4 protein-coding genes are annotated in these 12,592 nt (G+C 71.5%); 2 read left to right on the forward strand and 2 right to left on the reverse strand.

What is annotated here, in order from left to right:
* Positions 1-116: 116 nt before the first annotated feature.
* Both ACFFJB_RS06720 and ACFFJB_RS06725 read left to right on the forward strand, forming a co-directional pair.
* Positions 117-599 carry a hypothetical protein gene (locus tag ACFFJB_RS06720; protein WP_376830484.1) on the forward strand — a complete coding sequence of 161 codons (483 nt, stop codon included), beginning with the start codon at positions 117-119 and terminating at the stop codon, positions 597-599.
* A 1,244-nt stretch (positions 600-1,843) separates the two neighbouring features.
* Positions 1,844-8,314, forward strand: coding sequence for an autotransporter outer membrane beta-barrel domain-containing protein (locus ACFFJB_RS06725; protein WP_376830485.1), 6,471 nt, complete (start codon positions 1,844-1,846; stop codon positions 8,312-8,314).
* An 811-nt stretch (positions 8,315-9,125) separates the two neighbouring features.
* Here ACFFJB_RS06725 and ACFFJB_RS06730 read toward each other — a convergent pair.
* Together ACFFJB_RS06730 and ACFFJB_RS06735 are read right to left on the reverse strand one after the other, a co-directional pair.
* Complete coding sequence (locus ACFFJB_RS06730) at positions 9,126-10,124, reverse strand: formylglycine-generating enzyme family protein (RefSeq protein ID WP_376830486.1); 999 nt, start codon at positions 10,122-10,124, stop codon at positions 9,126-9,128.
* Positions 10,125-10,187: 63 nt separating this feature from the next.
* On the reverse strand, positions 10,188-11,846 hold the full coding sequence (locus tag ACFFJB_RS06735; protein ID WP_376830487.1) for an arylsulfatase: 1,659 nt from the start codon (positions 11,844-11,846) through the stop codon (positions 10,188-10,190).
* Between the last annotated feature and the right edge of the window lie 746 nt (positions 11,847-12,592).

Here is a 12,592-nt window from a genome sequence, read left to right on the forward strand (position 1 = left end):
ACCCGACCCTATCGGAAATCACCGATGGCTATGAAATCCAACTACACCACGGCACGGGACACGATCGGTAAGAATATTGTCTGTTTTGGCAAAGTTTATTTTAAAAAGGTGATGGCATGAGTTCGATTACGGTCACAATACAATCGCTGGGCCCAGACGCCGGCCGCCCGTATTATCTGGAAAACAGTCCGGGCTCCGTTACGTTTGTTCCGGAGCGCGGCTCCGGGAATGACAGGGCGCGCACGCTCTGGTATGTCCAGAACGTCAGCTCTTTGTCGCAGTTGAGTAAAGGAATTTATTTTCTTTTGCAAAATGTTTATGATCTCAGGTATCTGGTAATTGGTCAAAAAGTTCCGACGCAGGTTGCGTTCGGAACATCATATTTCGCGGCGATGGCAACCGAGGGGCAAGAGGTCAAATTTGAGCCAGACGGCACGCAATTACAGACAAGCGTCGTCGGTTATATCGGTGCTCAACGCCCAGGCTCCACAAATTTCTACTATGGCGTGCAATACGCCGAGTTCAGCAACAGGATGGCCTGGATTCCCGCACCGGCGTATCCGTTCGAGCACATGTTGGTGCAGGCGTCTTCCAGTTAGATCTGCGCCCCGGTCCGGTCATGGCGCCGCTCCGCGCTCCGGCGTTGGGGCGGGGGGCGCCGTGCCTGGGCCGGGCGGGCAGGCCGGTTTCCCGTCCTTCCGGCGCAGGCGCGACGCGGGATCGCCCCGCCTGCGCCGGCGCCAGGCCGGCGGCGGCCAGACGCGCCGCCGCGAGGCGGGAACGGTGTCGCTGGCGAAAGCGCGAGCCGTGGCTCCGGCGCTCTCCGGAATGCTTCCGAGGGGGGGCCGGCGGCGACGCCTTCCGGGCTGGCGCGCGTGGCCGCCAGAGCATGGGGCCGTCGGCCCCGGATTCGCGGGCGCCGCAAGGCGTCCGCTGACGTTCCCTCGCCGGATTGGTCGCCGTCCGGACCAGACCTGTCTCCAGGCGGTTGACGTCGTCGCCGCTGAAAGCGCCTGGCGCGCGCGGCGGCGGGATAACTCCGTCCCGGGCGCGCGGCGGCGGCGCAGCCTCGCTTCTGTCCACACACCGGGAAAGCGTGGAAGACGGCGGCCGCGATGGCGGCCGGTCCGGCGCGACGCCGCGTCTTGAGCCCGGGCTGCTCCGGCTTCCGGCCAGGGGCATGGCTGCGCGACGCGGTTGCGCCGGGCGGATGCCGCGGTTCCCGCGGCTCCGTCCTGTCGCGCGCCGGCTGAACCGGGCTGGTTGCGGACCGCGGGCGCGCCAGCGTCCTGCGGCTGGGGCCGCCTGCGGCCGGCGAGGCGTCGCCTGATCCGCCTGGTCGCGGCTGGCGGCGGACGGCGCCGGCGATCACGTTACGCGCTCCCGCAGTGCGCCGCATTGCGGCTGGTTTCCATGAGTGATGCGCAAAAAATATGCGCGTCATCCTGAATTTCCGTCCATTTGTCCGCTCCGCCAGTCGCGACCCGGCTGGAAAACGGGCGGAAATGCGCCCGTTATGCGCAAAATGCAATAATATCCAGCGTTAAAACCATATCTCCTTTTAGAAAGGCCGCTAAAATCGCGCCAGTCGCTACTGGCTGCATCAGGTCTGGGGGTACAGGAGCGGGGCTTCAGGCTCTGTTGGCGTCGCCCTGTCTGGCGTCGCCTGCAACGGGCTTCTGACCTCATGACCAACGACCCGCTTTCTTTCCCCCTTCCGCCAGCGCGCGCCACGCTGCGCGCGCGCCTGCGTCCCGTCGCGCTCGGCGGCGTCAGCATGGCGGCGCTGGCCCTTGGCGGCGCGTTCGCGGACCTGCGCGCCTAGGTCTTCCTTGACGGCGCCATGACTCCCTATCAGCGCCGTGACGCTGGCGCGCCGGGCGGCAGCGCGGGGGAGGGCCGGAACGCGACGAACGGCCAGCGTCCCGCCGCCCTGTGGTTCAACACTGTCGGTGCCATGGGCGGCGGCGGCGTTCTCTCCGGTCCGCTGGTCGAGGTGACCGTGGAGGGCGGCACCGGCGGCGACGCCTTCGGTCACTGGCTGCACCCCAACGGCCTGGCGGGGACCGGCGGCGCGGGCGGCGACCTCGTGCTCGTTCATGACGCCGGCGTCAGCGTCGGCCTGTCGCCGCAACCGGCGGGCGCGTCGCTGTTCCGGCTTCTGTCCCGGGGCGGCAAGGGGGGCGCTTCGGCCGTCTACGGTCTTGGCGGTTATGAATATGGCGGCTCTGGCGGGGCTGGCGGCGACGTCACCTTCACCACCGGCGCGACCATCGGCGTCTCCGGCGACAGGTTCGCCGTGCTGCGCGCCACGTCCCAGGGCGGCGACGGGCGCGGCGGCCGCCATGGCGGCGCCAGCGGCCATGTGCTTGTCGACATCCGGAAGGCAGCCGTGATTTCAACCCGGGGCCTGGCCGCGCCGGCGATCATCGCCGAGGCGCTGGGCGGCGCCGGCGGCGGGTCGGAGCACGGTCACCTCGTGCTGGTCGACGGCGGGGCCGGCGGCGCAGGCGCCGGCCAGAACGCCGGGACCGGCGTGACGGCCGGGGCGGAGCGGGCCGGCGTCAGCCTAGTCAGTTACGGCGCGATCTCGACCTTCGGCGCGCTGTCAACCGCCGTGCTGCTGCAGAACATCGGCGGCGCCGGCGCGACCGGCATGGGCGGCGGCGATGGCGGCGCGGGCGGGGCCGCCGGCGCCATCGCCGCGCAGCAGCACGGAACCATCAGCACCGAGGGCGCCTACTCCTTCGGCCTCGTGGCGCAGAGCGTCGGCGGCAGCGGCGGCGACGGCGGCCGCGGCTTCTTCACCGGCGCGCCCGGAGGGGCCGCCGGCAAGGGCGGCGCGGTGTTCATCGAGAACACGGGCGCCGTCACCACCAGCGGCGAAGGCGCCACCGCCCTTGTCGCCCAGAGCGTCGGCGGCGGCGCGGCGCTGGACGCCTTCCAGGCCCAGGCCATCCTGCCGGGCGGCGTCAAACCCCGGGAGGGCGGCGGGCTCGACGTGACCGCGGCGCCAGGCGGCGGCTCCGGCGGCAACTCCGTCGGCCTGTTCTTCTCCCGCGGCGGCCCGGGCGGCACCGGCGGCGACGGCGGCGCGGTCAGCCTGGTCAATCGCGGCCACATCGCCACCGGCGGCGAAGCCGCCTACGGCATTCTGGCGCAGAGCGTCGGCGGCAGCGGCGGCGCCGCCGGCGATTCGCTGGCCATCGGCGGCTTTCTCGCCGTCGCCATCGGCGGCAAGGGCGGCGGCGGCGGCCATGGCGGCGCCGTCAGCATCGGCTCCGACGCGGCGGCCAGAAAATTCGGGGAAGAAAGGGCGAAGGCCGTGGCGGAAGCAGCCGCACAGCTGCCCGCAGGCCTGACGGAGGAGGCGCGCGCGGCGGCGCTGGCCCAGGCCGCCGCCGATTTCGGCGCACATTATTCCTCCATCGCCACCAGTGGCGACAACGCCGCCGCCATCATCGCCCAGAGCATCGGCGGCGGCGGCGGTTCCGGCGGCTCCTCCATCGCCGCCTCGGCGGGCTACCTCGGCGCGGTGTCGGTGGCCATCGGCGGCGCGGGCGGCAAGGGCGGCGACGGCGGCTCCGGCGGCGCCGTGACGGCGCGCAACGTCAACGCCATCGTGACGACCGGCGCCAGCGCCACGGGCATTGACGCGCTGAGCGTCGGCGGCGGAGGCGGCTCGGGCGGCAACGCCTTCAGCTATGCGCTGGCGCTGCAGACCACCGCCATGCCGTCCATCGACGTCAGCGTGACTGTGGGCGGCAAGGGCGGCGCCGGCGGCGCGGTCACGGTCATGAACAGCGACCGCATACAGACCGGGGGCGTGGCCGCCGCCGGCGTCAGCGCCATGAGCGTCGGCGGCGGCGGCGGCAAGGCCGGCGACGCGGCGTCCGTGGCCGGGCTGATGAGCTTCTATTTCAACGCCGCCCTGCCGGTCACCATCGGCGGCTCTGGCGGCGACGGCGGCGCGGGCGGGGCCGTGACCGTGGAGAACGCCGGGCGCATCGAGACCCTCAACCAGTTCTCGAACGCCATCGACGCCAGCAGCATCGGCGGCGGCGGCGGCGCCGGCAATATCGCGGACACCGCTGCGGACACCGGCGCCGGCTATACCGGCGTGGCCTCGGACACGCTGAACGCGCTTGTGGGCCTGCTGCCCATCGCCAAGGCCGTCACCGCCAACATCACCATCGGCGGTTCGGGCGGCGGCGGCGGCGCCGGCGGCGCGGTCACCATCACCAACAGCGGCGCGCTCGTCACCCGCGGCAGCAATTCCGCCGGCGTGGCCGCCTACAGCATCGGCGGCGGCGGTGGTTCGGGCGGGGGCTTCCAGGGCGGCGGCAAGGGCCATCTCGCCGGCAACCTGCGCATCGGCGGCTCGGGCGGCAAGGGCGGCGCCGGCGGCGCGGTCAAGGTGACCAATGCGGACGGCGCGACCATCGTCACGGAGGAGGCGGGCTCGCACGGCGTGTTCGCCCAGTCGGTCGGCGGCGGCGGCGGCAATGGCGGAACCTTCACCGGCAAGCGCAAGAGCGCCGCGATCAGCGCCATCGGCGCCGGGAAGCAGAACTGGCTGGCCGTTGGCATGAAGCTGTTCGGAGAACTGGGGAAGGTCAGCGACGTTCGCAAGCTCGCCTTCCCGGACAGGGCGCCCGAACAGCGGCCGGGCGAGACGGACGAGGCGTTCCAGCAGCGGCGGGGCGAATATGAGGAGGCGCGCCGCCTGCGCAACGAAAACGCCGGCAAGGGCTTCTCCCTGCAGGGGCTCATGACCGGCGCCAAGCGCCTCACCATCCTGGTGAAGGCCGTCCAGTCCATCATCAGCCGGCAGGAGCAGATCGAGAAGCTGCAGAAGGATCGCGCCGGCAAGACCGGCGCGGCCCTCGCCGCCATTGACGACGAGATCGCCCGCCTGCGCGCGTTGCAGGTGGCCGACGGCCTCGACGGCGGCCTGACCCTCGCCCTCAACGTCTACAAGGAGAAGCTGAAGGGCGTGGTGAAGGAGATGGGCGTCGGCCTCGCGGCCAGGAACGCGAAGAGAGGCGGTTCGCTGCAGGCGTGGGAGGATGACTATCCGTCCGCCTCGCTGAACCTGTCCATCGGCGGGGCCGGCGGGGAGGGCGGCGCCGGCGGGGCGGTGACGGTGGTCAACAACGGCCGCATCAGCACGAAGGGCGAGGTGGCCTACGGTGTGTTCGCCCAGTCGGTGGGCGGCGGCGGCGGCGCCGGCGGCGCGGGCTTCGCCACCGGCGAGAACCAGGTGAACGTCAACGTCGCCATAGGCCGCAACGGCGCCGGCGGCGGCGCCGGCGGCCGTGTCGAGGTCCGCAACAGCCGGTCCGTCGCCACCACGGGCGACATGGCGTTCGGCCTGCTGGCCCAGTCGGTGGGCGGCGGCGGCGGCTTGGGCGGCGCCTCCAGCGCCGAAAACGCCATCTCGGCGTCGCTCAACGTCACCGTGGGCGGCGATGGCGGCGCCAGCGGCGCCGGCGGCGAGGTCGTGGTGGTCAACAGCGGCGAGGTCACCACCGCGGGCGTCGACGCCCATGCCGTCGTCGCCCAGTCAGTCGGCGGCGGCGGCGTGTTTTTCAACAATCTCAAGAGCCCGCGCGAGCTGGAGCTGGAGCGCCAGAAGGAGGACGCGGCCCGGGCCAGCCGGGGCGCCGGCGCGCTCACCAGGGAGGAGCAGGAGCTGGTGGCGGCGACGGACGAGGCCGTCGGGCTGATACAGAGCTTCGTCAACTGGATCGCGGGCGATCCGCAGGCGGCGGGCGACGCGGGCATTGACCGCTGGGCCACCGTTCTGCCCACGCCGTCCGTCAACGTGTCGTTCGGCGGCAATGGCCGGGCCGGCGGCAAGGGCGGCGGCGTGAAGGTCACGCATACGGGCGCGATCGCCACCGGCGGCGAAGGGGCGTTCGGCATTTTCGCCCAGTCGGTCGGCGGCGGCGGCGGCCTTGGGGCCAACGCCAGCCACGGCGGCCTGCTCAGCGCCAGCTGGACAGTCGGCGGCAGGGGCGGCGCCGCCGGCGACGCAGGCGCCGTCGACATCAGGCTCGGCGGCGGATCGTCGGTCGTCACCGGCGGCGACGGCGCCCACGCCATCTTCGCCCAGTCGATCGGCGGCGGCGGCGGCTATGGCGGCGCCGCCCGCAGCCTGGTCATGCCCGATTTCGTCAATGCCGGCGGTTCCAGCGGCAATGGCGGGAACATCGTCATCCGCACCGGCGGGCCGACGGAACGGACGACCATCATCACCACCGGCGTCAAGGCGCACGGCGTTTTCGCCCAGTCGATCGGCGGCGGCGGCGGCATGGTGGCCAACCTGCTGGGCCCGGAGATCATGAACTCCACCGCCATGGAGCGGCCGCAGGCGCGGGGCAGCGCCGGTATGGTGACCATTGACACCGCCGGCGTCATTTCCGCGACGGGGCTGCACTCTTACGGCATTTACGTACAGGGCGGCGTGCAGAAGACAGACGGCTCCATCGCCAGCGGCGCCGGCGGCGGGCTGGTTTCGATCACCTATGCGGGCGTCATCACGGGCGGCGCCGGCGAAGGAGCCGCCATCCGCGCCGACACGCCCGCGCGCACCCACATCGAGATCAGGAGCGGCTCGCGCATTGAGGCCGCGTCCGGCAAGGCCATCCTCACCCCGCTGGGCAGCGCCCTCATCATCAATCACGGCGCCGTCATCGGCGACGTTCTCGCCAACGCCGCCGAGTTCCGAAACATGCCCGGCGCGCTCTACCAGAGCGTTCCGGGCGGCCAGCTCAAACTGGGCGCGACGCACGACGGCGTGTTTCCCCTGTTCATCAACGCCGGCGTCTTCAACGTCGGCGGCAGCGGCGTCATCGCCACCACGACGGTGGCAGGCGATTACCGGCAGGATCCTGGCGGCGTGCTGGCCATCGACATCTCGCCGGCGCCCGGAACGTCCGGGCTCCGCAGCGACCTGCTGCGCGTGCTGCGCAGCGCCGGCTTCCATGGCCAGACCCATGTGCAGCCCAATGCGCTCACCTTCCTGCTGCCGGGGTCTTACGTGTTCGTGGAGGCCGACGGCGGAATCTCGGGCGCGCCCCAGGTGACCGGCGCGCCCGAAGTCGCCGTGCCGGTGACCTGGACGGTGGAGCCGCGCAACCTGCGGACGATCGGCCGCCTGACGCTGCCGACGCAGCTGTCGCTGAGCCCGCATGCGGACTTCACCCGCCCGCGGGGCGTGCTCCTGACCCCCGACCAGCAGGGCGTGGCCAATACCGTGCAGGCCGCCTGGGAGGCCGCCTCGACGGCCCAGGGCGCGGTGTTCCCGCGCCTGCTCGGCATTGTCTCGCCGGTGGACTATGCGCGCTCGCTTGACGAAATGAGCGCCCAGGAGAAGGAGGCGGCCAGCTCGATGACGGCCATCGGCGCCCGCGTCGGCCTGCGCGCGCCGCTGAGCTGCCCGGCCTTTTCCGGAACCGGCGTGATGCTCAGCGAAAACGAGTGCCTGTGGGGGCAGATCCAGGGCGGCGTCGCCCACATGGCCACCAGCCACGCCGAGTATGGCTACCGCGTCAGCACGCTGTCTTACCGCTTCGGCGGCCAGAAGGAGGTGCGGCCCGACTGGTTCCTCGGTTTTTCCGCCGCCTACAGCCAGGGCAGCGCGACCCATCGCGACGACATCGCCGGCGGCCAGTCGGAGACCTATGAGGGCTCCGTCGCGCTCAAGCGGCAGATCGGCCCCTGGACCTTCGCGGCCTCGGCGACGGCGGGCTCCGGCTGGCATCGCAGCGCCCGCCTCGTGTCGCTTGGCGGCGCCCAGGCGGTGGCGCGCTCGAAGCAGCAGAACGTCTTCGCGGGCCTCCGTCTGCGGGGCGCCTATGAGTTCGCGTTAGGCTCCTGGTATGTGAAGCCTTACGTCGATTTCGACGCGCTTTACGTGCGCAGCCCCGCCTATTCGGAGTGGGGCGCGCCGGGCTTCAACCTCGACGTGCGGCGCTCCAGCCAGGGGGTGTTCGCCGTCAGCCCGAACGTCGAGGTCGGCGGCCGCATTGACCTTGACGGCGGTTACTGGATGCGGCCGTACGGGGTGGTTGGGTTCACGCTGCTGTCGTCCGACGAATCGTCATCGATCGCGCGGCTGCAGGGGGCGCCGGCCGGCGTCGGGGCGTTCCGGACGGCCTCGCGCCTGCCGTATCGCCTGCTCGACATGGGTTTTGGCCTGCAGGTCGCGGCGGACAACGGCATGGAGCTGACGGCGGAATATCAGGCGAGCATGGCCCATGACTTCATCGCGCACCGGGGCGGCGCCAAGTTCGTGATAAAGTTCTGAACGGCGCGCGGCGGTCCGGGCGCGGCAGGCCCTGTGTCTCCGCGTCTGCGGGGCGGGCGCCGGCGCCAGCCGCCGCCGCGGGACCGCCGCCCACGGACAGCGGGCGCACGCCGCGAGCGCGCTCACGTGACGCCCGGCGTCCTCGCGGATCGCCGCCAGGTCATGGCGGCTGCGGACCGGCGCGTCGCCCACATCCGCCGCCCGCAGCTTCGCCGCCGGAACCAGCCCCCGGAACCAGCCCAAGGTCTGCAGGGCCCGATGCGCCCGGTCATCCGCACGGCCCGTGACCCGAAACGCGCCCCGGAGCGGCTGGTGCGCCGGCGCCGGCGGGAACGCCCGCCGCGGCGACGTCGGGCCCGGCGCCGCCGGCCATGTCGCGACCGGGATCGCGGCCGGGCGGCGACAGGACCGGAGAGGGCGGCCTGCCTGCGTCTCCTGTTCCCGGCCGTTCAATGACGCGGCGGAATTCCGGACCGTGAATGTCCGCCGCGCGCCTGTCCTGATATTTCCGGCGAAGACGCGCCAGCCGCCCGTTATCCATGGCGCTCCTCCATCGCGGGTCCGTCTTTCGCTGTCCGGGTCCGGGCCCGCGTCCGGGCGGCCGGCGGCCCGGCTTTCGCGCCCGCGGACGCCGACAGCGTGGGGCTCGCCGTGGCGCAACGGCGGCGCAGGCCGGGTCCGGACCCGGTCAGCGCCGAGGGGCGCATGGCTCCGGCCTGCGAGGCCGCCGGGCGCGCCGCGCGGTCGCCGCCTCCTGTCCCCGGTCGCCAGAGGCCGCCCCCAGGGCCCGCCCCGTCATGCGCGCAGGTGTTCACGAACCTGCGTCATGGCGGTCAGCCCCGGGCGCAGCCATGGCGGCGGGGGCCGCCGGACTGCGGATGACGCAGCGAAATCCAAGATGGGAGGCCGAGGTGTCGACAGGCTCAGGCCGCCGGGCCGCCGGGCGGTAGCGGCGGCAGTAGTTGGGCGCGCACAGGTGCGAGCCGCCCTTGACCACACGGCGCGGAATGCGGATGGCGGGCTGGGCGGGGTCCAGGCTTTCCGCCTCCGTGCCGCCGCGCGGATTGCGCGGCGCGCAGCACGGGCTGGCCGCGCTTTCCGGGTGGCGGGCGGACCAGAAGTCGCTGGTCCACTCCCACACATTGCCGATCATGTCGTAGAGGCCGAAGTCGTTGGGCGGGAAGGCGCGCACCGGAGAGGTGCGGGCATGGCCGTCTTCCTTCGTGTTCTCGTACGGAAACATGCCCTGCCAGGTGTTGGCCATGTGGCGCCCGCCCGGGGTCAGTTCGTCGCCCCAGGCGAACTCGCAGCCGCTGCGGCCCGCCCAGGCGGCGTATTCCCATTCGGCCTCGGTCGGCAGGTCCTTGCCGGCCCAGCGGGCGTAGGCGAGGGCGTCCGCATAGGCGACATGCACCACCGGGTGGTCATCCTTGCCGCGGATGGAGGAGCCGTCGCCATAAGGCTTGCGCCATGTGGCGCCGAAGCGGAACGTCCACCACCGGGTCCAGTCGCGCAGGTCGACAGGGCCGGACGGCGGGCTGAACATCAGGGAGCCTGGCCGCAGCATGTGCGGCAGGGCGCCCGGATAATCCTTCGGGTCGGGCGCCTTCTCCGCCACCGTGACATGGCCGGTGGCGGCGACGAACGCCCTGAACTGCCGGTTGGTCACCGGCGTCTCGTCAATCCAGAACGGGTCGACCCGAACCGGATGCGCCGGCGCTTCCTCGGGATAGTGATGGTCTGAGCCCATGATGAACAGGCCGCCGTCCAGACGGCGCATGCCGGCGGTCTGCGGCGCGTCCTGGTTCATGTCCGCCTCTCTCGCCTGTTTCCCCTGCCTGTCTGTTCCGCCGTCACGGCGGCGCGCGGCCGGTCATTTTCCCCGGGGAGCGGATGGCGGCGCGGCGCCGCCCCCGGTTTTCTCAATGTGCGCGTCCACCTGCCGGCGCACGCCCTGCAGGCTGAAATCCTCCATGCGCTGGCTGGGCGGCCACTGGACGAAGGTTTTCAGGAACTCCCCGCCGGCTTCCTGGGCGAGCGCCAGCAGATAGGCGTTCTCCACCAGCCACTGGTCGTAGCCGCTGCCGGAAATCTCGGCGTGCTCGAACGGGTCCATGCGCAGGTTGAACATCTTGGGCACGCGCAGGCGCGTGAACGGGTAGGACCAGACGTCGAACTGGCCAGGCCTGTCCTGCCGTTCATAGACCATTTTCCAGTCGCCGACGCGCACCGCGACGAGATCGCCCTCGTCATTGAAGTAAAAGAAGCGGTCGCGCGCGCTCCTGTCGCTCTTTCCCGTGAGGTAGTCGAGCTGGTCGTAGCCGTCGAGGTGCACGCGGTAGGTCCTGTCGCTTCCCTCCGGCTTCCAGCCCTCCAGCAGGCGCTGCCGGACGTCGGGCACGCCGGCCGCGGCCAGCAGCGTCGGGAACCAGTCGAGGCCCGAGAAAATGCCGTTGCGCACCTCGCCGGCCGGAATGCGGCCGGGCCAGCGGATCATCGCCGGAGACCGGAAGGCGCCTTCCCAGTTGGTGTTCTTTTCCGAACGGAAGGGCGTGGTGGCGGCGTCGGGCCAGGTGAAGGCGTTGGGGCCGTTGTCCGTGGTGAAGATGACGATGGTGTCCTGCGCCACCCCGAGCTCGTCCAGCGCCTGCAGCAGCTTGCCGACGTTCTGGTCCATCTCCCACATGCCGTCGGCGTAGGCGTCGCCTGGCATGCCGCTCCTGCCCCGATGCTCCGGCCTGATGTGCGTGAACAGGTGCATGCGGGTGAAGTTCATCCAGGTGAAGAACGGCTTCCCGGCCTCCACCTGGCGGCGGATGAAGCCGATCGCCGCTCCCGTCGTCTCGTCGTCAATCGTCTCCATGCGCTTGCGGGTCAGGGGGCCAGTGTCCCCGACCGGCCCGCCCGCCGTGGCGCGGATCACGCCGCGCGGCGTCATCTTTTTCACGAATTCCGGATTGTCCTTCGGCCAGTACGGACGCTCCGGCTCCTCCTCCGCGTTGAGGTGATAAAGATTGCCGAAGAACTCGTCGAAGCCGTGCGCCGTTGGCAGGTGTTCGTCGCGGTCGCCGAGGTGGTTCTTGCCGAACTGGCCCGTGGCGTAGCCGCGGCTCCTGAGCGCCTGGGCGATGGTGATGTCGCGCGCCTGCAGCCCCGCGGGCGAACCCGGCACGCCGATCCTGCACAGGCCGGTGCGCAGGCACGCCTGGCCGGTGATGAAGGTGGAGCGCCCGGCCGTGCAGCTGTTCTCCGCGTAATAGTCGGTGAACATCACGCCCTCGGCCGCAATGCGGTCGATATTCGGCGTGCGGTAGCCCATCAGTCCGTGGGAATAGGCGCTGAGATTGGTCTGGCCAATGTCGTCGCCGAAGATCACCAGAATGTTGGGGAGGCGCTGCTGGCGGGCAGGGGCCGGCGTCGCCGCGGCGGGCTGCGCCAGCGCCTCCCCAGGAAACGCCGCGGAAATGACCGGCGCGGCGAGGCCGATGCAGAGAGCCGCCGCCGCAGCCGCCAGCAGGCCGGACTTGCGCATGTGTTTCCCCCAATCCTGTGTTCGCCGCAGGCCGGGCCCGCGGGGACGCGCCTGTCTGTGGCGCGTCCTTCAGGCATTGCGGCGCAATTTCCTTGCGCGGCGCGCGCAGCGGCGGACGTGTGGGACGAACGCTGGACAGATTTCCAGGGGAATTGCGCAACGGTCGCCAGATTCCCGACAGGATGAACTTTCGTTGCGCCCGGTTCCAGACCCAAAATCCGCCGCAATGAAAAACTGGTCGCAAAACGCCGGCCGCGCCGGCCCGCGTCATGGCGGCGCGCCGGTCGCGCGGGCGAAAAAATACAGCGGTTGCGGCGGCTTGCAGCCCCGTCCGCGCCGCCGCCAGACAGGCGCGCGTCGCCGCCAAAGGCGCGTGAGGGCGATCAAATTTCCGTTATTGACGCGGCGGCGGCGTCTTGTGACGCGCTTTCCCACGCAGGAAAACCGGCCCCGGAGCCCCGCACGGCTGACGCTGGCGCGCGGCCGGGCCAACCGGCGTCCCGGCCGGCCGCTAAAGGCGGACGCCGCCGTCAGATCCTTCCTGGCGACGGCCGGTCATGGCGTATTTCGGCCGCCCGCGAGGGAACCGGCGCCGGCTCCGCTCCGGAGCCCCCGGGGCGTGGCGACTGCCGGGGCCTGGCGCAACGGGCCGTCCGCCGGCGCCCGCCGCGTCCGCCCCATCCAGCCCGCCCCGTTTCCCCAAAAAGACAGGGAGCGCAGCCGGCCCGCCGCGCTCCTTTCGCCAT

Source organism: Camelimonas abortus (assembly GCF_042432745.1).
GTDB lineage: Bacteria > Pseudomonadota > Alphaproteobacteria > Rhizobiales > Beijerinckiaceae > Camelimonas > Camelimonas abortus.